Origin of the sequence: Pantoea sp. CTOTU46764 (genome assembly GCF_031974595.1) — a bacterium.
GTDB lineage: Bacteria > Pseudomonadota > Gammaproteobacteria > Enterobacterales > Enterobacteriaceae > Pantoea > Pantoea trifolii.
Genome location: NZ_DALYOQ010000001.1, coordinates 205,376 through 227,860 on the forward strand (window position 1 = coordinate 205,376; position 22,485 = coordinate 227,860).

Genomic DNA, 22,485 nt, shown 5'->3' on the forward strand with positions numbered 1-22,485 from the left:
GTTGTTTCTCCAGATCAATGAGTATGAGGATAGGGAATTTTCGCCGTTTGCGGTCGGTTACCGCTGGCGGCGAGCAGCAGAACCACAATGGCCGACAGCGCCAGCAGTCCCGCCACGAAATAGAGGCCCCACGTATAGCTGCCGGTTTGCTGGCGGATCACGCCAATCATCATCGGGCCGACAAAGCCGCCAAGGTTGCCGATGGAGTTGATAGTGGCGATGCCTGCCGCCGCCGCCGGGCCGCTCAGGAATAAGGTCGGCATACTCCACAGCGGCGGTTTTGAGGCGCTGATGCCGACGGTGACCAGCGTCAGGGCGATAATCACGGTGAACAGCGTGCTGACGTTACCGGCATAAATCAGGCCAGCCGCCGCCAGCAAACAGGCACCAATCACATGCCAGCTGCGCTCTTTGGTGCGGTCGGAGTGGCGCGCCCACAGGATCATGGCGATCACGCCGATCACCGCCGGGAAGGCATTAAGGAAACCGATCTCCATCGAGGATGCGCCGAAGCTGCGGATGATCTGCGGCGACCAGATGCCGAGCGTGTACAAACCCGCTGACGTACCGAAGTAAACCAGCGCCAGCGCTAACACCCGTTTATCCATCAATCCGCGCCATGCGCTGCTGTGGCTATTTTTGACGGCGCGCGCCTGCTCTTCGGCCTGCATGGTGGTTTCCAGCCACGCACGCTCCTCATCGGTCAGCCATTTGGCTTTTGCCGGGCGGTCGGTGAGGTAAAACAGCACCACGATGCCGAACAGCAGCGCCGGAACCGCCTCCAGCACAAACATCCATTGCCAACCGGCGTAGCCCAGCAGGCCGTGCATCTGCAGCAGGGCGGCGGAGAGGGGCGATCCCAGCGCGGTGGAAAGCGGCGCGGCAGCCATAAAGATGGCGGTGACCTGCGCCCGTTTCGCCGCCGGGAACCAGTAGCTGAGATAGAGGATGATGCCGGGGAAGAATCCGGCTTCCGCCACGCCCAGCAGAAAGCGCAGCACGTAAAAGCTGGTGGTGCCCTGCACAAAAGCCATGCAGCCGGAAACCAATCCCCAGGTGATCATCACGCGCGCAATCCAGATGCGGGCGCCGACTTTATGCAGAATTAAATTCGACGGCACTTCAAACAGAAAATAACCGAGGAAAAAGATCCCGGCGCCAAAGCCAAATACCGTGGGCGAGAAACCTAAATCCTGATTCATGGTTAATGCAGCAAAACCAATATTGACGCGATCGAGAAAAGCGATGAAGTAGAGCAGCATGATGAAGGGCACAATGCGTAACGTCACTTTACGCATCACCCTTTTTTCGAGGTGAGAGTTCATATTAAAGTGCTCCAGATTGTGTAGGGTGGTGTTATTTTTTTGTAATCGAGTTCAGTATGCAGTTTTGCTTTGGCTTATCATCAGATGTGGATTATATAAACTATTTGCATAATCAACGGGTGAGGGGAATGTGGATATAAATCAATTGCGTTGCTTTGTTGCGGTGGGTAAAGAACTGCATTTTGGCCGCGCCGCACAAAAGATGGAAATGATGCCTGCGTCACTTTCTCGCTTCATTCGTTTACTGGAAGAGGACCTTGGCGTGCGTCTGTTAAATCGTTCGACGCGTAATGTTTCATTAACCGCCGAGGGCGCACTCTTTTTTGACGACGCCAGCAAATTAATCGATCAATTTGATGCGCTGGCTAAACGTTTTAAAGTGGGATTAAAAGATGAACGTCGCACATTACGTATTGGCGCAATTGATAGTGCCGCGCGTGGATTAGTGCCGGCGTTACTTAATTTATTTGTTCCGCTGCATCCGCACAGCGATATTCATATTATTGAAGACAAGACCATTAATTTAATGCCGAAATTAAAGTCGGGCTGGCTGGATATGATTTTTATTCGCGAGCCGCAAAGTATTGATGCGACATTAGCAGTGCGCTTTATTACCCGCGAAAGCTGCGTGCTGGCGGTGCCAATCCAGCATGCGCTGGCGCAGCGCGAACTGGTGGCGGTGGCCGATTTTCAACATGAAGCGATGATCATTCCCGACCGCCGCACACGCCCGCACAGTCACGATCTCACCATGAGCCTGTTTAAACTGGCGGGATTCACGCCGCACATCGCGCAGTTTGCTGAAGAGAAGCAAACCATTCTGAGCCTGGTTTCTGCCGGACTGGGATTAGCGGTGGTGCCCGCTTCCTATCGCACCATGAACAGCGACAGCGTCAGTTATATCGCGCTGGATCTGCCGGAAGAGATTAGAGGTTTGCCGCTGAGCATTGCCTGGCAGAAGGGCAACGAAGATCGTTTTCTACTGGATATGCTGCGTTTGTTGCATGAGCATCAGCGTGAGCTGACGGCGAAGTTGTGATCGCTGGCCCTCACCCTAACCATCTCCCATAAATGGGAGAGGGAACTGTCTGCTGCGGGGTGGCATATTCTCCCACCTAATTGTTCCCTCTCCCGCCTGCGGGAGAGGGCTAGGGTGAGGGACAACGCGCACTTTCCCCCTGTGGCTAATTCCCACCACTCTCTCTATGATGAAAACTTTCCCGCGCCAATGTCGGGAACGATCAATGAGTTAGGGAAAATCGCGCGATGACCATTTTAAACGACCTGGATTTGCGGCAGCTGGAAGCCTTCTCGGCAGTGATCTCTGCCGGTAGCGTCACCGCAGCGGCGAAGGCGCTCAATCGCTCGCAGCCGGCGGTGTCGCGTTTGATTCAGGAGCTGGAACAATCGCTGGGTTATCCGCTGTTTATCCGCAACGGGCCGCGTATTCATCCGTCGGAAGAGGCGCTGCAGCTGCATCAATACGTGCAGAAAGCGCTGCTCTCATTGCAGCAGATTCGCCTGCGTGCGCAGGAGATCGCCCATCAGCAACATCGTCCGCTGAGCATTGCCGCCACGCCTGCACTGGCGGCGGGTTTGCTGCCGCAGGCGCTGGCCGCGCTCAATTTGCAAAACAAAGTGCAGATCATCAGTGAATCCGCAGTGCAGACGGCGCATGCGGTGATCACTGCCGAAGCCGATCTCGGCTTATGCAGCTTGCCGCTGGAGCATCACGCGGTGGAGCTACACTGGATTGGGCAGTCGCAGTGTGTGGTGGCGCTGCCCGAGAACGATGAGCTGGCGGCGCAATCACAGCTGTCGTTGAGCAGCCTGGCGGGACGGCGGTTGATTGCGCCGTGGAGCCCGCAGCGGCTGCGTGGACGCTACGAAAAAGCGTTGAAAAAGGTCAAAACGCCGCTGCACGAAACCATCGAAACCAACTCCTCCGCCAATATTCTCGGCTGTGTGCGCGCTGGGCTGGGCGTGGCGATCCTCGAACCGGTCACCGCATGGGGCATGCCGCTGGCCGGTGTGGCGATTCGTCCACTGGAGGAGGATATTCCTTATTATTTTGGCGTGATTACGCCGCAGGGGCGCCAGATTTCTGCTGCTGCGCAGGCCTTGGTTGAGGCTTTGGCAGATGCTGCCGCCACTCTGTTGCCAGGTTTTGAGCGTCTGCCCGCCAGTGAACATCCGCGTATTATGCGGTTGATTAATCAGGAATAAAGTGTTGTGCGGTGATTAGCAAGGTCGCCATGAATGGCGACCCTACGTTCGAACGTCAAATCCGCTTATAACATTTTCGGCATAAGATATAAGAAATCCATTGGTCAAAAGCTGAGCGAGAATATTGACTCTGTTTTAGGGCAAGAGGATTATGAGAAGCCTTAGCTCTTACTATGCTTTTTAGTGATTATTACCCATTAACTATGTGTTATCAGGATAATGGAAATGCATAGTCACTAACGCGCTTTAGTGGTTTCGTCCGTACTCTGGCTGCCGCTTATTTCTGGGAAAACGTCTATGACTTATGCCGCCGATGGCCTTGCCGTGCTGAAAGCTCAGCTTCAGCAGGATCTGGAATATCTTGAACTGCCCGCGAAATCCTGGGTGCCCGAGCGCACGCAGGACGGCGCGCCGGTGCGTGACGTGGTGGTGATCGGCGCGGGCATGTGCGGGCTGGCGGCAGTGGCGAAATTGCAGTTCACCGGCATCAGCAATGTGGTGGCGTATGACGCCGCACCCGCCGGGCTGGAAGGTCCGTGGGTGACCTTTGCGCGCATGGAAACGCTGCGTTCACCGAAATCGCTGCATGGCCCGGCGCTTGGTATGGCGCAACTGACGTTCCGCGCGTGGTTTACCGCGCAGTGGGGTAAAGAAGCCTGGCAAGCGCTGGATAAAATTCCTAAAGCGCAGTGGATGGATTACCTGATTTGGTATCGCGAGGTGCTGAATCTGCCGGTGCGCAACAATGTGCGCATCAACAACATTGCCTTTGCCGATGATCTGATTGCCCTCGATCTCAGCGGTGCTGAAACCGGCCGCATTTACACCCGCCGTTTGGTGCTGGCCACCGGACGTTCTGGCCTTGGCGGTTTCGCCGTGCCGGATTTCCTGCAAGGTGTTAGCCGCCAGTTCTGGGCGCACTCCGCCGACGACATTGATTTCTCTGCCCTAAAAGGCAAACGCATTGCGGTGATTGGTGCGGGCGCATCCTCGATGGATAACGCCGCCACCGCTCTGGAACACGGCGCGGGCGCAGTAGATTTGCTGATTCGTCGTAAGCAGATGCCGCGCATCAACAAAATGACCGGCATCGGCAGCCAGGGCGTGGTGCACGGCATGCATCAGCTGCCGGACGCGTGGAAGTGGAAGTTTGTCGATTACACCGCCACCACGCAAACGCCGCCGCCGCGCTCCTCAACGCTGCGCGTGTCGCGCCATGCCAATGCGCGCTTCTTGCTTGATTGCGGCATCAATGCGGTGAAAGAAGAAGCCGATGGCCTGCTGATCGAAACCACGCAAGGCCCGCTGCGCTACGACTACCTGATTGCTGCGACCGGCTTTAGCAACGATTTCCACGGCCGCCCGGAGTTTGCCGCCATCGCGCCGCATATCCGCAGCTGGCGTGACGGACGCTATCAGCCACAAATGGGCGCGCCGCGTCACGGTTTGCTGGAAGCGCCGGATCTCGGCCCCGCTTTTGAATTCCGCGAACTGACGCCAGGCGCATGTCCGCTGTTGGCGCACATTCACTGCTTCAACGATGCGGCGATGCTGACGCACGGCAAAGTCTCCGGCGATATTCCGGCGGTGAGCGCCGGTGCCGATCGTCTTGTGCGCGGCATCACCGCTTCGCTGTTTGCCGAAGACGTCGAGCAGCATTACGCCAACTTACAGGCTTTTGATACCCCTGAATTGCAGGGTGATGAATGGGTGGATTCAACGCCCTTACTCAACCAGGAGAACGCGCAGTGAGTGACGCAATTGATCGCGCAGTTGGCTTAAACGCTGAAGATGCGCTGTACGGCACGCGCCGCCTGCGCCCGGAATTTGTTGACGGCGCGGAACAGTGCCGCCTCTCGGTGCTGGCACCAAACGACGATCAGGGCTTAGCGCCGGATGTGCGTTTGGCGCTGGCGCAGCGTATGGCGCAGCTCAACCACGATGCCGAGCTGCAACAGGATTATCAGACGCAGCTGGCGGCGTTGCAGCCTTCGGATAATTTGCTGGCACTGGCGGCAGGCGCAAGCGATCTGCCAGAACCGCTGGCGACGATTGCACGCCATGCCGATCTCGTTACCCAGCAGCCAATGAACGCCACCGAGCAGCACATTCGCTTGCTGGAGCAGGCCGGACTGAGCAATCCGCAGATTGTGGCGCTCTCCGAGCTGATCGCTTTTGTTAACTTCCAGACGCGCGTCGCGGCCGGATTACGTTTGTTGAGGTCTGCATGATTCCGTCGGTTAATCTCAAGCCACTGCATTGGCATCCGTATATCGCGCCGGTTGAGGTGGCAGATGCCACGCCCGCGCAGCTCGATGCGATGAAAGTGACGCCATCCAATAAGAAGATCTCCGAATATGTGCGCACGTTAGCGCACGATCCCGACAGCTACGTGGCGCGTACCGTGCTGTTCAACGCCATTATGTATGTCGATGGCGGGTTGGATCGCGCGGATCGTGAACTCGGCGCGCTGGGTGCGTCGATCGTCAACGGCTGCAAGTATTGCGCGGTGGTGCATGCGCGTCGCCATGCGCAGCTGGCGGAGAGTGATGCGGTGGTGAGCGCCATCTATTTTGATCGTGCGGATGTGCTCGGCGAGCGTGATGCGGCGATCTACCGTTTTGCCCGTCGCCTGTCGGGGACGCCGTCAGAAGCCAGCACCGGGGATATGGCGGCACTGCGCGCGGTCGGCATGAACGATCAGGAGATTATCGATCTGATCCACGCCATCGCCATTTTTGGCTGGGCCAACCGTCTGATGCATGTGCTTGGCCATGCTGACCTGAACAAATAAGGGCTGCTGCATGTTAGAACTCAACGATATTACGCTCGCTTACGGCAGCACGCCGATCCTGAAAGGTGTGGATCTGTCGGTGAAACGCGGCGATGTGGTGTCGATCATCGGGCCAAGCGGCACCGGTAAAACCACGCTGCTGCGCTGCATTAACTATCTGGCGAAACCGGCTTCGGGCACCATTCAGCTCGATCAGATCCGCATGGATTATCAGTCACCGGATAAAGCGGCGATCCAGGCGATCCGCCTGCGCACCGCGATGGTGTTCCAGCAGTTCAACGTGTTCAAAAACATGACGGTGCTGGAAAACGTGATGGATCCGCTGATCGTCATTCAACGCAAAAGCAAGCAGCAAGCGCGCGATATCGCCGTGCAGGAGCTGGATCGCGTGGGATTGGGTGCCAAGCTGGATCACTATCCGTCGCAGCTTTCCGGCGGCCAGCTGCAGCGTACCGGCATCGCCCGTGCGCTGGCGGTGCGACCTGATGTGATGCTGTTTGATGAACCGACCTCATCGCTCGATCCAGAGCTGGTGGGCGAGGTGCTGAAAGTGATTAAAGATGTGGCGTCTTCCGGCATTACCTCGCTGCTGGTGACGCACGAAATGCAATTTGCCAAAAGCATCTCGAACCGCATCGTCTTTATGGATCAGGGCGTGGTGGCCGCGCAGGGCAGCCCGACTGAGATGTTCGATAATCCAACCCTGCCGCGACTTGCTCAGTTCCTCAATTCAGAACGCGTATTCTAATAATTAAAGGAATCAACGACATGCCTGCAATCAAAACCACCTTACGTCGCCTGGCCGCGCCTGGCATCATCGCGCTGGCGCTGGTCAGCGGTAACAGCTTCGCCGACGCGGTGCGCACCATCAAAATTGCCACCGCAGCGGAATCAAAGCCGCTGTCGTGGGGCGCGATTGGTCACGAGCCGCAGGGCTACGAGCCGGACGTGCTAAAAGCCATCAACGCCAAACTGCCGCAGTACAAATTTGTGATGGAAGGTGCGGCGGATATCGCCCAGGAAACCGGCCTTGCCACCGGCAAATATGACATGGCGACCGGCGGTTACTACAAAGCGCCAACGCGCAGCAAACAGTTCCTGATCCCGGATGCGCCAATCGGTGCCAGCCTGATGAAGATCTACAGCCGCAGCGATAGCACCATCAACAGCATGAAAGATCTGGTCGGCAAGAACATCGTACCGGTCACCGCTGGCGGCGGCGTGTACAAATTCGTGACGCAGTGGCAGCAGGAAAACCCGAACGACAAGGTTGAGATCAAAGCCTCGAGCGCTGGCGTGCCTTATCCGGATCGTCTGAAAGAGGTGCAGCGTGGCAAATATGATGCGCTGATCCTGCCTTCGAACCTCGGCGAGCAAACGGTGATCGACAACCAGAAACTGGCGATCAAAGCCAGCGAGCCGGTGGCCATCAACAACACTTACGTGCTGATTCATCGTTCCGCCGAGAACCAGGCGCTGAATGATGACATCAACAAAACGCTGCAGCAGCTGAAAGCCGACGGCACGCTGGATAAGCTGGCGCAGAAGTGGTTTGGCGAAGACGTCACGAAGTACATGAAATAAGGATTCATTAAAGCTGCGCCCGGCGCTGAGCCGGGCGCAGCTTCATTGTTAGCAGGAGTGTTTCACCGTGAATCTGACTTCGATGATTCCCGAGCTGCTCTCGGCACTGCCGTTGACGCTTGGCATAATGTTTGTCGCGATGATCGTCGGGTTCTTCCTGGCGCTGATCGCCACCGTGTTCCGCGTGCGCCGCATCCCGGTCATCAGCCAGTGTGTCGATTTGTACGTCTCGTACGCGCGCAGCGTGCCGGTGGTGCTGCAGCTGTTTGTCGCTTTTTATGGCTTGCCGCTGGTGGCCGAGCAGTTTGGCTTCAGCGATTTTGTCACCGCCAATATCGCGGCGATGATTGGCCTGAGCCTGTATCACGGCGGTTATCTGTCGGAAGTGATGCGCCCGGCGTTTCTCGCCGTGGAGAACGGCCAGCATGACGCTGCCGACAGCATGGGTTACAGCTTCCGCCAGAAAATGCTGCGCATTGTCGGTCCGCAAGCGGTCCACTATGCGCTGCCGGGCTACGGCAATGCGATTATCTATCTGATTCATAACGTGGCGCTGGTGATGTACATCGGTGCGGCGGATGTGATGGCGACGGCGCATCTGATTATGGAACGCGACTACAACCAATATCAGTTCGGCACTTATCTGGTGCTGGCGGTGCTCTATTCGCTGCTGTGCGGCGTGGCCTGGTTGATTATCCGTTTCTTCGAACAACGTCACGCGAAGTACAGCTCGAAAACCGCTGCACGCGTCAAATTCACCAGCGTCTGATAAGGGAGAGAAACCATGTTTGATCTTGAGGTTTTGCTGCCGGACTTCTGGAGCATTCTCGATGCGGTGCCGGTGACGTTGCTGATGGCAGTAACGGTGTTTATCTGCTCGACGCTGCTCGGCGGGCTGTTTGCCTTTATTGAACATCGCCGTATTCCCGTGCTGCGCCAGGTGGTGATCGCGTACAAGATTGCCTTCAAAGGCGTGCCGATGGTTGTGGTGATTTTCCTCGCCTATTACGGTTTGCCGCCGGCGCTGGACTTAGTCGCCACACTAATTGGCGTGAAAGTGAATGCACACTCACTGCCGAATTGGGTGATCATCATCGTCGCCTTGAGTGCCTGCGTCGCGGCGTTTCAGGCGGAAGTGTGGAAGGGCGCACTTAACTCGTTTGATAGCGGACAATCGGATGCGGCGCTGTCGCTGGGTTACAGCGGCGGTCAGCTGTTCCGCCGCGTGATGTTCCCGCAGATTATCGTGGCGGCGATTCCCGATCTGGCCAACGCCTTTATGGTGATCATGAAAGCGCTGTCGCTGGCGTTTGCCATCGAAGTGGTGGATATCTTTGCTCAGGCGCAGCTGACGGCGGCGCTGAATTTCTATTACCTCGAAGCCTTCCTGGTGGCGGTGGTGTTCTACATGGTGATTGCGTATGTGGTGACCAAGATCGCCGACAAGATCGAGGCGAGGTTGCGGGTGCGGACGTAAAGCCAGGTCGCCATGAATGGCGACCCTACGAAACCCTGTAAGGTGCGCATTCATGCGCACCTTTTTTTATGCTCGCTATAAACTTTCATTCTGCAAGTCACTTGCAAAATGAAAGTCACTCTGCAACAGTATCCGCCATCATACCGATGTCGGATACCCAGTCATGAAAAACCAACCGCTCAACAACATGCCTTGTCCCATCGCGCGCAGCCTTGGGCGCATTGGCGATGGCTGGAGCATGCTGATCATGCGCGACGCGCTGGCCGGTTTTACCCGCTTTGATGAATTCCAGAAAAGCAGCGGCGTGGCGCCCAACATCTTGTCGCGGCGGCTGAAAGCGCTGGTGGACGATGGTTTGCTGGAGAAGGTGTGTTACAGCACCAGCCCGGCACGCTTTGAATATCACCTGACGGCTGTAGGCCGCGATTTTCGCGGCGTGATTCTGGCGCTCGCCGAATGGGGCAGCACCCATTTCTCGCCGGAAGGTCGTCAGATGCAGCTGGTGGAAACCGCCACGCAGCGTCCGGTGAAGATGCAACTGGTTGATAGCGAAAACGGACAGCCGCTGACGCTGGATAAATATCAGATGGTGCCCGGCCCGGCAGCGGAGCCGATGATGCACTATCGCCATGATTATCTGCAGAAAAAACGCGCTGGAGATAGCACCCAAAAATTTGCGCCGCCGGCGCTGCAATCATCACGCTGACGTGCAACGAGCACCTGCAGATTAAGGAGTTAAAGATGAAACGAATTGTCATTACCGGCATGGGGCTGGTATCGCCGCTGGGATGCGGCACGGAAGCGGTTTGGCAGGCGCTGCTGGCGGGAAAATCGGGCATCAGCGCCTTGCCAGCGGAAATGGTGCAAGACATCGCCTGCAAAGTGGCGGGACAGGTGCCGACGCTGGAGCAGGATGCGCTGCACGGTTTCAATCCCGACGGCATTATTGCCGCCAAAGATCGTAAGAAGATGGATCGCTTTATTGAGTTCGCGCTGGTGGCCGCGCATGAAGCGCTGACGCAAGCTAACTGGTTCCCACAGGACAACGTGCAACAGCAGCGCACCGCCACGGTAATCGCCACCGGCATCGGCGGGTTTAACGAGATCGCTAACGCGGTAGAAACCACCGCCGTGCGTGGGCCGCGCCGTCTGTCGCCGTTTACCATTCCTTCGTTCCTCGCCAATCTGGCGGCCGGACACGTTTCGATTGCGCACGGTTTTCGTGGGCCGATTGGCGCGCCGGTGACGGCTTGCGCGGCGGGTGCGCAGGCGATTGGTGATGCGGCACGAATGATTCGCAGCGGCGAAGCGGATATCGCGCTGTGCGGCGGCACTGAAGCGGCGATCCATCGCGTGAGCCTGGCCGGATTTGCGGCGGCGAAAGCAATGTCGGGCGGCTTTAACGATCGTCCCGAGCAGGCTTCGCGTCCGTTCGATCGCGACCGCGACGGCTTTGTAATGGGCGAGGGCGCGGGATTGCTGGTGATTGAATCGCTGGAACATGCGCAGGCGCGCGGCGCGACACCGCTGGCGGAGCTGGTGGGCTACGGCACCAGCGCGGATGCTTACCATCTCACCGCCGGTCCGGAAAATGGTGAGGGCGCGCGTCGGGCGATGGAAACCGCGCTGGCGCAGGCGGGTATTACCGCGCGCGAGGTGCAGCATATCAATGCGCATGCCACGTCGACGCCGGTTGGCGACAAGGGCGAGTTGGCCGCAATTAGCGCGCTGTTCGCTGGCAGCAAGGTGGCGATTACCTCCACCAAATCGGCCACCGGACATTTGCTTGGTGCGGCGGGCGGCGTGGAAGCGATCTTCTCGATTCTGGCGCTGCGCAATCAGGTTGCACCGCCGACGCTCAATCTGCAGCATCCGGATGAAGCGGCTGCTGGCCTGAATTTGGTGGCGCTGAAACCACAGCCGACGGCGATGACCTATGCGCTTTCCAACGGTTTTGGCTTTGGCGGCGTGAATGCCAGTCTGTTGTTTAAAGCCTGGCAATAGGTTTCCTATAATGGACCGACGATAGCGCGCAGGAATCGCCCCTTTGAGCACTGAAAATGAAACCCAGCAGCTGGCGGAAGAGCTCCGTAAGATGGTCAGTCATTTGGTACGTAACGTCCGCGTCAGCACCGCGACCGTGCGCACCTCGCAATATGAAACCTTAGATCTGCTCGACAGCCATGACGCGCTTTCTATCGCCGATCTCGCGAGGCTGCGCGGCGTGAAGCATCAAAGCATGCGATTAGTGATTAACGAACTCGAGGCGCAAGATTTGGTGCTGAGACAAAAAAGCGCGCAGGACGCGCGGGCGCAGGTGATTGTGCTGAGCGATCAGGCGCGCGCTGCGTTGGCGGCCGCACGTCAACAGCGTGCCGACTGGCTTGCGGCGCGCATCAATCAAACACTCGACCAGCAGGATCGCGACGATCTGCAAAAAGGGCTGGCTGCGTTACGCAAACTGCTTTAACTGCGTCATCACCGCCGCCAGCGTGTTCATGCCCCAATGTTCCGCGTATTTTCCCTCTTCAATTCGCACCATATCGATCACCGCGATCGTTACAGGTAAACCGGTGGGCGCGATGCCCATCAGCGATCCGCTGTGAACGCCGGTTATTGTTTTGCGCGTGGTGACCCAATCGCGCTCGGCGATTTGATCTTCAATGTGCACCTGAAGATGGGAGAAAGCAGGGCGCAGGATCTGATCGAAGGTGTACCAAAGACTTTCGCGATCGCTGGGCGCGCCGGCTGGCGCTGAGCGGTTAATGAAGTTTTCGCCGACGAGTTGATCGAAAGCCTGGCGATCGCCTTCGGCAATCACCTGCTGATTGAATCGACGCACAACGGCTTTGTTATGTTCTGACATGGTGAGTCCCCGCTGAATATGTACAGTTTAACTGTATATATTTAACGGCAAGTGGGAAGGGGGAGTTTGATAGCTTGTGCGGTGAAGGCTGCTGCGCGTTGATGCCCTCACCCCGGCCCTCTCCCACGGGGAGAGGGAGCAAAAAATCCCCTCTCCCGCTTGCGGGAGAGGGCTAGGGTGAGGGACAAAGCGCACTCAACTCAGCGCTTACTCAGCGCTTCCCACAATCCCAGCAGATAGGTGGTGCCCAGCGCGCGGTCGTACAAACCGTAGCCCGGACGACCGGTTTCACCCCAGATAAAGCGACCGTGATCCGAGCGGATGTAACCATCGAAGCCGTTGTCATGCATCGACTGCAGCACTTTATACATATCCAGCGAACCGTATTCCGTTGGGTGCGCGCACTCGTAAAAATCTTTGTCCTGAATAATATTGATGTTACGTACATGGGCAAACGGAATGCGTTTGCGGCGCGAGAATTCAGCCAGAATAGCGTACACATCATTACTCGGATCTTCGGCAATCGATCCGGTACACAGCGTGATGCCGTTGGCCTCAGAATCGACCACATTACAGATCCAGTCGAGATCGTCGCGGTTCTTCACCACGCGCGGCAGGCCGAAGATCGAATACGGTGGATCGTCCGGGTGGATCGCCATCTTCACGCCCACTTCTTCACATACCGGGATCACCGCTTTCAGGAAGTAAGCGAGGTTTTCGCGCAGTTTCGCGTCATCCACATCTTTATATTGGGCAAACAGATCCTGCACTTTTGCCAGACGTTCCGGTTCCCAGCCCGGCAGGGCGAAACCATTGGAGTTGCCGAGCACTTCCTGCACCACTTCGTCGAGGCTCTTATCGATGCCTTTCTTCTCGAACGCCATGGTGAGCGAGCCATCCGGCAGCACGTAGTTCATGTCGGTCTTCATCCAGTCGAACACCGGCATGAAGTTGTAGCAAATCACCTTCACGCCAACCTCGGCCAGGTTGCGGATGCTCTGCTTATAATTTTCGATATATCGATCGCGGCTCGGCAAACCGATTTTGATGTCGTCGTGAATGTTAACGCTTTCGATCACTTCCACGGTGAGCCCGGCGGCGTGCACCTGCTCAACCAGCGCGTTAATTTTCTCTTTTGGCCAGGTTTCACCCACCGGCACGTCATACAGCGCGCCCACTACGCCGCGCACGCCCGGCACCTGACGAATATATTCCAGCGAAACCTTATCTTCTTTCGGACCAAACCAACGCATTGTCAGTTGCATACTGTCATCCACCGTTATCGTATCTGTGATAACTGGTAAACTACCATTCTAGTAAACATCATAACAGTGTGATGCGGCGAATAAGCCTTGATCCGCGTCACAGAACACAATTTAAGCATTATGGTTCAGCACAATTCCGCTGAAATGCTCTTTGTATTTAAATAATTCAAGATCGGATCGCAGACCCAATTTGCGCAAGGCTGTCTGTTTTTGCCCACTAATGGTTTTACGACTGCGTGCATATTTGCCGGCGATTTGCGTGATGCTTAATCCATCCAGATAACAGCGAATCACTTCGATCTCGCGAGGGCTCAATTCACGCAGTAACAGCGTAATGTCATCGCCCATCTCTCGTGGCAGCAGATAATCGTGCATCTCTTTGTCGCTTTCCTTGAATTTGTCCATCTCCAGCAGCATGTCTGCCGTGAGGAAAAGTTTGTTGCGGCACACCTGATGTAGCGCTTTGATCAACACTTCCTGATCTTCGCTTTTACCAACAAAACCCTGCACACCGGCTTTCAACAACAGCTGCACAATCGCCGGTTTTTCGACAGCGGAAGAGATGAGGATTTTAAGTTGCGGATAGCGCATTCGCAGCTGTTTCACCATCTGTAAGCCATCCAGTTCATCATCGCCGAGGATGTAATCCAGCACTAACACATCCACAGCATTGCGCTGCAGGAAAGTCATCAACTGTTGGCGCTGCGCGAAAGCGCCGACCAACGCCAACTCGGGCTCTTGCGCTAATCGATACTGAATCGCTTTACCAATCAGCGGGTGATCATCTAATACGGCAACTTGCCAAATGGCGCTATCTTTCATGGGTTCACCTCATTAATGGGGGGTATTTTCGAGTGCGTTCTGGAACAGTTTTTCCAATTCAGCGACAGCAGCGATCACGCCTGGCAATTGTTGCGCTAAGCATGCACCATCTTGTTGCTCTGCAGCTTGCTCCGCCGCAAGGCAACTGCGTTGTAATGCCTCGGCGCGCAGCAATTTTGCGCTGCCCAGCAGTTGATGTGCCGCATGGCGCGCGCTGGCGAAATTCGTCTCCGCTACAGCCTGCTGCAACTGAGCCAGATCGCGTGCATTTTGCTGTCGGGCTGTTGTCACCAGATCGCACCAGGCTTGCGGATCATTGGCGGCCAGGTTTTCCAGCGTGAGTAAGGTGTCAGAACGTATCTGGTTGGTCGGCGCACCGGTTAACACTTTAAGCAGCTGCGTGCGCTCCAGCGGTTTAAACAGACAACCATCCATACCTGCTTGTGTGGCAAGCTGCGCGACACGCTCTTCCGCCATCGCCGTCAGGCCATAAATCGGTACTGCGCGGCGATTGAGTAATTTCTCTTCGATGCGAAGCTGACGGGTAAATTCGAAGCCATCCATGCCGGGCATATTGCAATCGGTAATGACACGATCAATCTCGTGTTCTCGCCACAGCGTCAGCGCCGTTTCACCACCATCAGCCACCAGAACGTGGTGTCCGGCATAGCGCAATTGCTGTGCAAGCAACAGACGATTGGTGGCGTTATCGTCAACAATTAACATGCGTAACGAAATCTGTGCCAGCTCCTCCAGCGGCGGATGCTGGCTTTCGGTCTCCAGCACAGCGGCAGGTTGGGCAGTGAAGCGCAGCATAAATACGCTGCCGGCATCGGGCTCGCTCTCAACATGTAGTTCGGTTCCCAGCATCACCGCCAGGCGGCGACAAATATTGAGACCTAGGCCGGTGCCGCTAACGCGATTAGTACTTTGTTCAACCTGAATAAAGGGGTCGAAAATGGCTTTCTGCTGTTCAGGCGTCAGGCCAATGCCGCTGTCACACACTTCCAATACGTATTCGGGCTTGCTGGGATCGGCCTGATACAACGCCACCTCGACTTCACCCTGAGCGGTGAACTTGATGGCGTTACTCACTAAATTGGCGAGAATTTGCTTTAACGCCACCTGATCAAACAGCACGCAGTCCTGATCAATTTCCAGCATCACATTGAGCGATAGCCCTTTGTTATGTGCTACCTGACGGAACAGTGCTTCGGTATCGTGCACCACGTCACTCAGCGACATCGGCATATGGCGAATGCTGAAATGGCCGGATTCGATTTTTGCCAGGTCGAGAATATCGCCTACCAGCGAGAGCAGCGAACGTGAGGATTCCCACGCCAGATCGATATTCTTCTGCCGCTGGGATTCGTCGCTCTGGCCTAAATGTTCGATTTCAAGCAGGCCAATCAGCGCCGCCAGCGGCGTGCGGATTTCATGGCTCATATGCGAAAGGAAAGTACTTTTGGCCTCGCTTGAGCGCAGCGCCGCGCGCTTGGCTTTACGCACATCCTCCAGCAGCGTTTCGATATAATGCAGCTGGCTGCTCATTTCGCGCTCATGTTGACGCTGCTTCGATAGTGACGACTTCAGTAAATGATTACGCCATAAGAAGAACAACAGGCATATGCCAGCCACGCCGATAATGCGTAGCACGTAACTGCGATAGCTTTGCCATGACGTGACGGTGGCGGGCGGCGTGTATTTGATCCAGCGCTCCATCAGCGACTGCATGGTCGGCTGCGGAATATCGGATAGCGCTTTGTTAAGGATCGAAATCAGATGCGGATCCGCAGCGTTGGCCGCCATTGCCAGGCGAAACATCGGTAAGGAAGGCACAAAGGCCACTTTAAAGCGGTCATTAAAGTGGTTATTGAGCAAATACTGTGCCGATTCATACGGCACGATGAAACCATCAACCTGCTTGTCCTGCAGTTGGCCAAGCGCATCGATTGAAACGGCGTTTTCTTTGAAATCAATCTCAGGCCAGCGACGGCGTAAGTCGAAGCGATAATAAGAGCGCTCATAGATTCCAATCCGCTTACCTGCCATCTCATTGAAATTACGCCAGGTACTGTCGTTGCGCGTCATCACAACCCAGGGAGAGTAGATGTAAGAGCGGGTGTAAACAATATGTTCACTCTGCTTTGAGGCGGCGTCGCTCACCACGATCAGCGAATCGCGTTGATTGACCAGGGCATCACGCATAGTGCTTAAACCTTGCATCGGTTGATAGTGAAAACGGATTCCTGTGCGTTGCGAAATCAATTTCAACAGATCCACGCTCAGTCCAGCAATGCGTTGCTTACCATCCAGAAAAGTAAAAGGCATATGGGTAGGATCGTAATTCACCGTGATATCGCGGTGCTGCTCCAGCCAGTTGGCTTCCGCTTCAGTAAGATCCAGCGGATGGTTTTTCACCACCGACTGATAATCCAGCCCCCACGCTTCGGCGATCTGTACGGCGTTGCGCAGAGGAATGTTTTTGAGGATTTCATTGATGGCATCAATGAGCGATGAGTTATCGGCGCGGGTGGCAAAGCGTGCATCGACATCATTAATGTAAGGCGTACTGTGCCCTTCAATGATGTTCTGCAAGCCGCGCTGTGACAGATAGCGTTGCGTGGCGGAGTTACTCCAGAACACGGTGTTTTCGTTAAATGCGGTATCCGTATACGCCCAAAGCGGCGGTGAGGCAGGCTCCAGGATCGCTTTGGGATAGCGTTTATGCAGCAACGCCTTGAGTTCGTCGTCACCGTAGTACATCAGGCGATAGTGACTGTCGTTTAACTGACGATCAAATTTTGCCTGGCGACGGCTGATTAATACGCTCTGCGCCAGCGAATAGGGCGTACTCAGCGCCAGTTTGCTCTCGTGATTGGCGGCCTGCGGATAGTAAGGAATTAAATCTACTTGTTTGTTACTGAGTGCGTTAACCAGTTCAATACGGGTCTTATAACGCTTTACTTCCACGGGGCGATTCAGCGTTTTCGCGATGATAGCCAGATAATCGGCGGATAAACCTTCAAAGGTATTTTCTTCAAATTCAACCGAGTAGGGGGGTAACGTGTGGCTCCACACGCCAACGCGCAGCACTGGATGGCGTTGTAGCCAGCGATGGCTTTCAGCATCCAAAGTCACTTCGGGGGAAACCAGTCCATAACGCGGCGTGAATTTTAGAGTGGTGGCACTCCATGCCGACAGGCAAAACCCCAACAGAAACATCATGCTTAGAATGCGTTTGCCCACGAGTTGATTCTCAGTTTTCATTGTTGCAGTCAGGCACTGCCGTGCGGCGGTGCGGCCTTCTGGCGGTGCTTTGATGCGCCAGTTGACTCCTCACAGCGGCACGAAACTAAACAGTTATTAAATGGTATTTAGGAAAATTCTTACGTCTGTAGGCGGGGGCTTAGTTAAGGCTGGCACTTAAGTAAGTTTAGTCAGCTGTTTTCACTGGAAACTTTCGACGTAACTCCTGAAATTTCTCCAATTTACCGCTGCTAATCGGCTTTTCATTTGTTTTATTTACAGAAATTTCCCGGCAGGCAAAATAGCGCTTATTTCCTCTCCTTCAGCCGACCATGTCAGAAGAAGCGCTGCGTCAGCAGATTCAGAACCTGAAAAAGCATAATGCGCGATTAAAGCGTATAGCGCATGACGCGCGTAATAAGCTGAGTGCAGCGCTGGATGGAACCGGTTTATGTTTGTGGCAATTGCATATTCCCAGCGGCAAACTGGTGATTTTTAACCGTCGCTGGGGCGCGATGCTGGGTTTCCAGCCGAAAGAGACCAAAGCCCAGTTCGATGTATGGCGCGATCGCTTGCATCCGGATGACGCAGACGAAGTGCTGAAAGCCTTTTACGATCACATCGAAGGGCGCGCGCCTTACTACGAAGCGCTGCACCGTATGCTGGGCAAGGACGACAGCATCAAATGGGTGTTGGATCGCGGACGCGTCACCGAATGGGACGAAGCGGGCAATCCGATCAAAGTCACTGGCACGCACATCGACATGACCAAAGAGAAGCAGTATGAAGCGCAGCTCTCATCGCTGGCGCATCACGATCCGCTTACCGGACTGACCAACCGCCATGCGCTGCACACGCAGTACAGCAAGATGAAAGCGCTGGGGCCGCTATGCGTGGCGTTTATCGATCTCGATAACTTCAAACACGTCAACGACACGCTGGGACATCGCAGCGGGGATGAGGTATTGATTCAGCTGAGTCAGCGCATCACCGATGTGCTGCCGCCAAACGTGGTGATTGGTCGTTTGGGCGGCGATGAGTTTGTACTGCTGATGCCGTTCCTGATCGACTACCCGAAAGTACGCATTCTGCTGCAGGCGGTGCTGGATGCCGCGCTAACACCGTTTGATATTGATAACGGTCACGCACAGATTGGCGCATCGATGGGCATTGCTCAGGTGCAGGAACGCGACAGCTTCGATGAAGCGCTGATGCGGGCGGATGAGGCGATGTATCAGATCAAGAAGAACGGTAAGCAGGGATTTGGGTTGGCGGGGTAGCTTTGCCCTCACCCTAACCCTCTCCCGCAGGCGGGAGAGGGAATAGATCCGAGCTTACATGTGGCAGCGTTTCCCTCTCCTCAGGCCGATAGAGCTTACATATGGCAGCGTTTCCCTCTCCCTGTGGGAGAGGGCCAGGGTGAGGGCATCAAACCGCACCATCCTTAATCCGCCAGCAAATGCCCATACATGGTCATCAATCTGCGCGTCACGCCGTTGGTCCAGCCGAAGCCGTCCTGCAGCGGATATTCACCACCGCCACCCGGACGGGCGCGATCGCCGCTGATGTCATACTTCTCCACCAACTTATGATGCAGTGAGTAGAAATTGTTCACCGTATTCAGCCAGTTAACGGCAATTTCTGTCGCCAGCGTCTCTTCACCGTAGTGATTCAAACCGACAACCGCCATCCATTGTAGCGGCGCCCAGGCATTGGGTTTATCCCACTGTTCACCGCTTTCCACCATCGAGGTCAGCAAACCGCCTTGCGTCAACAGCAGATGACGTAGCGCAACGGCCTGCAAGTGCGCCTGCTCGGGTGAGGCGAGACCAAGGAACAGCGGAACCACTGCTGCGGCGGTAAAGGCCCCAAAGCGCTCGCGGCGCCAGTCGTAATCGCGGTAAACACCGGCGGTGTTATCCCACAGATAGCGGTGAATCGCCTGCTTACGCGCATCGGCTTTTTTCTGCCACGCCAGCGCCGTCAATTCTTCGCCTTTGGCATGGGACAAAGTCGAAATCATCAGCTCCAGCTTGTAGAGGAAAGCGTTAAGATCGATGGGAATAAATTGTGTGGTGCGGATACTCGCCAGACGCTGCGGATCGCGCAGCCAGCGGGAAGAGTAATCCCAACCGGATGCGGCACCGGCACGCAGATCGCGGTAAACCTCATTCGCCGGACGACCGGATTTCTTCGCGGTTTCAATATCTTCCAGCCACGACTCATCGCGCGGCGTGTCGCGATCGTCCCAGTAACGGTTGAGCAGCGAACCATCAGGCATGCGCACCACGTGGCGATAGGCCTGATGCGGCATCAACTCACCCGCGCCATCCATCCAGAACTGGTACTCTTTCATCAACTGATCGAGATAGCGTTTCGCACCGCGAATGCCATCCTCTTCAAACAGTTCGACCATCAGCGCAAATACCGGCGGCTGCGAGCGGCTGAGATAGTAAGTCCGGTTGCCGTTGGGCACGTGACCGTAGTTATCAATCAGCCAGGCGAAGTTATCCGCCATGTGACGCAGCAGGTCGTCGCGGCCCGCATCGGCCAGACCGAGCATGCTGAAGTAGGAGTCCCAGTAATAGGTTTCTCCAAATCGGCCGCCGGGTACCACATACGGTTTCGGCAACGGCAGCAGCGATGAATGCGCTAAATGTTGCTGCGGCATTTTGGTTAACACCGGCCACAGATCGTCAATATGTTCGGTTAAGGTTTTATCCGGATTGGAAACATAAAAACTCTCATTCACCTGAGGTGAATAAAAATGTTCATGCACGAATGCTTCCAGATCAAAATCCGCTGCGCGTTTACGACGACGAAAACGAATTAAAATATCCAGCGGATCGAATTTTGGTGCGCAGTCCGGGAACGTTTTGCTGTCGGCAAATATGTGCGATGTTTGCACCTGCTCAAACAGTTCCATGTAGCGATCGGCAGGCGTCAGCGCATCCGGCGCGGGCAGACCTTCAATCAGCTCGGGTTCCGGCTCCGAATCCTGCATACCTTCGCGAACGAACTCATGAGGATTATATTGATACTCCAGTTCAGCATCAGCGCGTCGATCCTCGAAAGCGTTATATTGCTGTTGGTTAGTATTAATAGCAGCCTCCTGGTAAATTCTTGAATGCGTAAAGAACAAATTATAGAGCTCTGACCGGGCGAAACAACAATGCGATTTATCTATGAACGTAATAAATCATGTCGATGGATCCGGTGTTTTTACGATTTTTCAGCGATTACAACGGACTATATTTCAGGAAATGAAAGCGGCGTTTAAGATGGATGTTTAAATAGGTACGCAGAATTATCTGTATTTAAGAAAATCGCTAAAATTTGCGCGAAAAAGCGCGGGATGGCTTGATCAATTGATGGCATACGCAGCGGGGACGGAGCTGTATTTCCCCTCACCCTAACCCTCTCCCGCAGGTGGGAGAGGGAACCGATCGAGCTTTATCTCCCTCTCCCCGTGGGAGAGGGCCGGGGTGAGGGCATCAGGCCGCACCTTACTTCTGCAACGCCGCCTTAATCACTTCCGCATACGGCGTGGTTGGGCGACCAATCAGTTTACTCAGCGTATGGCTATCATCAAACAATCCACCTTTTTCAGCACCGGCATCTGAATCTGCCAGCATCTCGGACAAGCCATCTGGCAAACCGGCACCTTTCAGCGCGGCAGCAAATTCGGTCTGCGGCAGGTTGATGTAATCCACTTGCTCGCCCGACTGTTTGGCAATCTCGGCGCTGAACTGCGCCAGCGTGTAGCTGTCATCGCCAGCCAGTTCATACACTTTGCCAGCCTGATCGTCACGGCTGATCACTTCGGCTGCCGCCGCCGCATAGTCAGCGCGCGCCGCCGAAGCAATACGACCTTCACCGACCGCACCAATAAAGGCATGATGCGCCAGCGCTGGCGCAATACTCGCCGCGTAGTTTTCGGTGTACCAGCCGTTACGCAGCAGCGCGAACGGAATGCCGGAAGCTTTCAGCAGCGCTTCAGTCGCACGATGCTCAACGCCTAATCCCAACGGCGATGTATCGGCATGCAGCAAGCTGGTGTAAGCGATAAAGCCGACGCCGGCGGCTTTTGCCGCCTCGATCACCGCCTTATGCTGCGCTTCACGCTGGCCGACTTCACTGGAAGAGATCAGCAGCAACTTATCGACGCCAGCAAAGGCGCTGTGCAGCGTTTCCGGTTTGCCGTAATCCGCCGCACGCAGCGTCACGCCCAATGCTTGCAGATCGGCTGCTTTCTCCGGCGAACGCACCGCTGCAATGATTTCGCTAGCCGGCACTTTTTTCAGTAACGCGTCAATCACCAAACGGCCCAGTTGGCCGGTGGCACCTGTAATCGCAATCATGTTGTTCTCCTTTTGAACTGGTATGAAAACAGCCTAAGCGATAAACTAACTTTTAGTAAGTACTTACTGATTTGTTAGTTTGAGGTGGATAAGTTAAATGTCTGAAAAGCTGAGTGAAAAATTTACGCGCGGTGAGTTGCTTAACGTGAACTGCCCGTCGCGCGAAGTGCTAAAACGCATTACCAGCCGCTGGAGCGTACTGATTTTGCTGGCGCTGCGCGAAGAAACCCTGCGCTTTAGCGAGCTGCGTCGCAAAATTGGCGGTGTTAGCGAACGCATGCTGGCGCAGACGCTGCGCTATATGGAAGAGGATGGTTTTGTTGAGCGCATCGCCTATGAAGTGGTTCCGCCGCACGTCGAGTATCGTTTGACGTCGTTAGGCCGCGAGGTGGAAGGGCAGGTGACCGGGCTGGCAGATTGGCTGGAAAGCAATGTACATCGGATATTGAAGGCGGATTGAGAAGGTCGCCATGAATGGCGACCCTTATATCTCGATCATTCTCCTCCGGGTGCTAT

21 protein-coding genes are annotated in these 22,485 nt (G+C 55.4%); 14 read left to right on the plus strand and 7 right to left on the minus strand.

Features of this window, described 5'->3' with window-relative positions; all coding sequences use genetic code 11:
• Positions 1-14: 14 nt before the first annotated feature.
• Positions 15-1,325, minus strand: coding sequence for an MFS transporter (locus RTM06_RS00920; protein ID WP_293794415.1), 1,311 nt, complete (start codon positions 1,323-1,325; stop codon positions 15-17).
• 130 nt (positions 1,326-1,455) lie between these two features.
• On the opposite strand from RTM06_RS00920, the gene RTM06_RS00925 reads away from it, so the two are divergent.
• From RTM06_RS00925 to RTM06_RS00980, 12 genes are all read left to right on the plus strand, one after another.
• Positions 1,456-2,364: a LysR substrate-binding domain-containing protein gene (locus RTM06_RS00925; protein WP_312179238.1), complete on the plus strand. Its 909-nt coding sequence runs from the start codon at positions 1,456-1,458 to the stop codon at positions 2,362-2,364.
• 227 nt (positions 2,365-2,591) lie between these two features.
• Positions 2,592-3,551 carry a LysR family transcriptional regulator gene (locus tag RTM06_RS00930; RefSeq protein ID WP_312179240.1) on the plus strand — a complete coding sequence of 320 codons (960 nt, stop codon included), beginning with the start codon at positions 2,592-2,594 and terminating at the stop codon, positions 3,549-3,551.
• Between the two features lie 297 nt (positions 3,552-3,848).
• Positions 3,849-5,303, plus strand: a complete 1,455-nt coding sequence (locus RTM06_RS00935; RefSeq protein WP_312179242.1) for an NAD(P)/FAD-dependent oxidoreductase — start codon at positions 3,849-3,851, stop codon at positions 5,301-5,303.
• Positions 5,300-5,782, plus strand: a complete 483-nt coding sequence (locus RTM06_RS00940; RefSeq protein WP_312179244.1) for a hypothetical protein — start codon at positions 5,300-5,302, stop codon at positions 5,780-5,782. The genes RTM06_RS00935 and RTM06_RS00940 overlap by 4 nt, the downstream gene beginning before the upstream one ends.
• Positions 5,779-6,345 carry a peroxidase-related enzyme gene (locus RTM06_RS00945; RefSeq protein ID WP_312179246.1) on the plus strand — a complete coding sequence of 189 codons (567 nt, stop codon included), beginning with the start codon at positions 5,779-5,781 and terminating at the stop codon, positions 6,343-6,345. Before RTM06_RS00940 ends, RTM06_RS00945 begins: the two co-directional genes overlap by 4 nt.
• 10 nt (positions 6,346-6,355) lie before the next feature.
• Positions 6,356-7,093 carry an amino acid ABC transporter ATP-binding protein gene (locus RTM06_RS00950; RefSeq protein WP_265299132.1) on the plus strand — a complete coding sequence of 246 codons (738 nt, stop codon included), beginning with the start codon at positions 6,356-6,358 and terminating at the stop codon, positions 7,091-7,093.
• A 20-nt stretch (positions 7,094-7,113) separates the two neighbouring features.
• Positions 7,114-7,929: a transporter substrate-binding domain-containing protein gene (locus tag RTM06_RS00955; RefSeq protein WP_312179250.1), complete on the plus strand. Its 816-nt coding sequence runs from the start codon at positions 7,114-7,116 to the stop codon at positions 7,927-7,929.
• An 82-nt stretch (positions 7,930-8,011) separates the two neighbouring features.
• A complete protein-coding gene (locus RTM06_RS00960) occupies positions 8,012-8,698 on the plus strand; it encodes an amino acid ABC transporter permease (protein ID WP_293794437.1) in 687 nt (228 codons plus the stop codon).
• 15 nt (positions 8,699-8,713) lie between these two features.
• On the plus strand, positions 8,714-9,406 hold the full coding sequence (locus RTM06_RS00965; RefSeq protein WP_312179252.1) for an amino acid ABC transporter permease: 693 nt from the start codon (positions 8,714-8,716) through the stop codon (positions 9,404-9,406).
• A 163-nt stretch (positions 9,407-9,569) separates the two neighbouring features.
• Complete coding sequence (locus tag RTM06_RS00970; RefSeq protein ID WP_312179254.1) at positions 9,570-10,112, plus strand: helix-turn-helix domain-containing protein; 543 nt, start codon at positions 9,570-9,572, stop codon at positions 10,110-10,112.
• Between the two features lie 35 nt (positions 10,113-10,147).
• Entirely contained in the window at positions 10,148-11,410 is a 1,263-nt protein-coding gene (gene fabF / locus RTM06_RS00975) for a beta-ketoacyl-ACP synthase II (RefSeq protein WP_312179256.1), read from the plus strand.
• Between the two features lie 43 nt (positions 11,411-11,453).
• Entirely contained in the window at positions 11,454-11,876 is a 423-nt protein-coding gene (locus RTM06_RS00980) for a MarR family winged helix-turn-helix transcriptional regulator (protein WP_265299140.1), read from the plus strand.
• Here the strand turns inward: RTM06_RS00980 and RTM06_RS00985 are convergent.
• From RTM06_RS00985 to RTM06_RS01000, 4 genes are all read right to left on the minus strand, one after another.
• Positions 11,859-12,272 (minus strand): ester cyclase, encoded by a 414-nt coding sequence (locus RTM06_RS00985; protein WP_265299143.1) that lies wholly within the window; start codon positions 12,270-12,272, stop codon positions 11,859-11,861. The two genes, RTM06_RS00980 and RTM06_RS00985, sit on opposite strands and share 18 nt — an antisense overlap.
• A 200-nt stretch (positions 12,273-12,472) precedes the next feature.
• Positions 12,473-13,537 carry a mannonate dehydratase gene (gene uxuA, locus RTM06_RS00990; protein WP_312179257.1) on the minus strand — a complete coding sequence of 355 codons (1,065 nt, stop codon included), beginning with the start codon at positions 13,535-13,537 and terminating at the stop codon, positions 12,473-12,475.
• 111 nt (positions 13,538-13,648) lie between these two features.
• Positions 13,649-14,359, minus strand: coding sequence for a response regulator transcription factor (locus tag RTM06_RS00995; RefSeq protein WP_256697364.1), 711 nt, complete (start codon positions 14,357-14,359; stop codon positions 13,649-13,651).
• A 12-nt stretch (positions 14,360-14,371) separates the two neighbouring features.
• Complete coding sequence (locus RTM06_RS01000) at positions 14,372-17,587, minus strand: transporter substrate-binding domain-containing protein (protein WP_312179259.1); 3,216 nt, start codon at positions 17,585-17,587, stop codon at positions 14,372-14,374.
• Positions 17,588-17,940: 353 nt separating this feature from the next.
• Between RTM06_RS01000 and RTM06_RS01005 the strand changes: the two genes are divergently transcribed.
• A complete protein-coding gene (locus RTM06_RS01005) occupies positions 17,941-18,888 on the plus strand; it encodes a sensor domain-containing diguanylate cyclase (RefSeq protein WP_256697362.1) in 948 nt (315 codons plus the stop codon).
• 164 nt (positions 18,889-19,052) lie between these two features.
• On the opposite strand, the gene treF is transcribed toward RTM06_RS01005, so the two are convergent.
• Positions 19,053-20,711, minus strand: coding sequence for an alpha,alpha-trehalase TreF (treF, locus tag RTM06_RS01010; protein ID WP_052026007.1), 1,659 nt, complete (start codon positions 20,709-20,711; stop codon positions 19,053-19,055).
• A gap of 403 nt (positions 20,712-21,114) precedes the next feature.
• Positions 21,115-21,969: an SDR family oxidoreductase gene (locus RTM06_RS01015; protein ID WP_312179262.1), complete on the minus strand. Its 855-nt coding sequence runs from the start codon at positions 21,967-21,969 to the stop codon at positions 21,115-21,117.
• A 97-nt stretch (positions 21,970-22,066) separates the two neighbouring features.
• Here RTM06_RS01015 and RTM06_RS01020 point away from each other — a divergent pair, with 97 nt between their 5' ends.
• Positions 22,067-22,429, plus strand: coding sequence for a helix-turn-helix domain-containing protein (locus RTM06_RS01020; protein WP_293794401.1), 363 nt, complete (start codon positions 22,067-22,069; stop codon positions 22,427-22,429).
• Positions 22,430-22,485 lie beyond the last annotated feature (56 nt).

Coding starts and splice junctions, on each gene's coding strand:
- RTM06_RS00920 (WP_293794415.1), bottom strand. CDS start 1,325: ATGAACTCTCACCTCGAAAAAAGGGTGATGCGTAAAGTGACGTTACGC.
- RTM06_RS00930 (WP_312179240.1), top strand. CDS start 2,592: ATGACCATTTTAAACGACCTGGATTTGCGGCAGCTGGAAGCCTTCTCG.
- RTM06_RS00935 (WP_312179242.1), top strand. CDS start 3,849: ATGACTTATGCCGCCGATGGCCTTGCCGTGCTGAAAGCTCAGCTTCAG.
- RTM06_RS00945 (WP_312179246.1), top strand. CDS start 5,779: ATGATTCCGTCGGTTAATCTCAAGCCACTGCATTGGCATCCGTATATC.
- RTM06_RS00950 (WP_265299132.1), top strand. CDS start 6,356: ATGTTAGAACTCAACGATATTACGCTCGCTTACGGCAGCACGCCGATC.
- RTM06_RS00955 (WP_312179250.1), top strand. CDS start 7,114: ATGCCTGCAATCAAAACCACCTTACGTCGCCTGGCCGCGCCTGGCATC.
- RTM06_RS00960 (WP_293794437.1), top strand. CDS start 8,012: ATGATTCCCGAGCTGCTCTCGGCACTGCCGTTGACGCTTGGCATAATG.
- RTM06_RS00965 (WP_312179252.1), top strand. CDS start 8,714: ATGTTTGATCTTGAGGTTTTGCTGCCGGACTTCTGGAGCATTCTCGAT.
- RTM06_RS00970 (WP_312179254.1), top strand. CDS start 9,570: ATGAAAAACCAACCGCTCAACAACATGCCTTGTCCCATCGCGCGCAGC.
- fabF (WP_312179256.1), top strand. CDS start 10,148: ATGAAACGAATTGTCATTACCGGCATGGGGCTGGTATCGCCGCTGGGA.
- RTM06_RS00985 (WP_265299143.1), bottom strand. CDS start 12,272: ATGTCAGAACATAACAAAGCCGTTGTGCGTCGATTCAATCAGCAGGTG.
- uxuA (WP_312179257.1), bottom strand. CDS start 13,537: ATGCAACTGACAATGCGTTGGTTTGGTCCGAAAGAAGATAAGGTTTCG.
- RTM06_RS00995 (WP_256697364.1), bottom strand. CDS start 14,359: ATGAAAGATAGCGCCATTTGGCAAGTTGCCGTATTAGATGATCACCCG.
- RTM06_RS01000 (WP_312179259.1), bottom strand. CDS start 17,587: ATGATGTTTCTGTTGGGGTTTTGCCTGTCGGCATGGAGTGCCACCACT.
- RTM06_RS01005 (WP_256697362.1), top strand. CDS start 17,941: ATGTCAGAAGAAGCGCTGCGTCAGCAGATTCAGAACCTGAAAAAGCAT.
- RTM06_RS01015 (WP_312179262.1), bottom strand. CDS start 21,969: ATGATTGCGATTACAGGTGCCACCGGCCAACTGGGCCGTTTGGTGATT.
- RTM06_RS01020 (WP_293794401.1), top strand. CDS start 22,067: ATGTCTGAAAAGCTGAGTGAAAAATTTACGCGCGGTGAGTTGCTTAAC.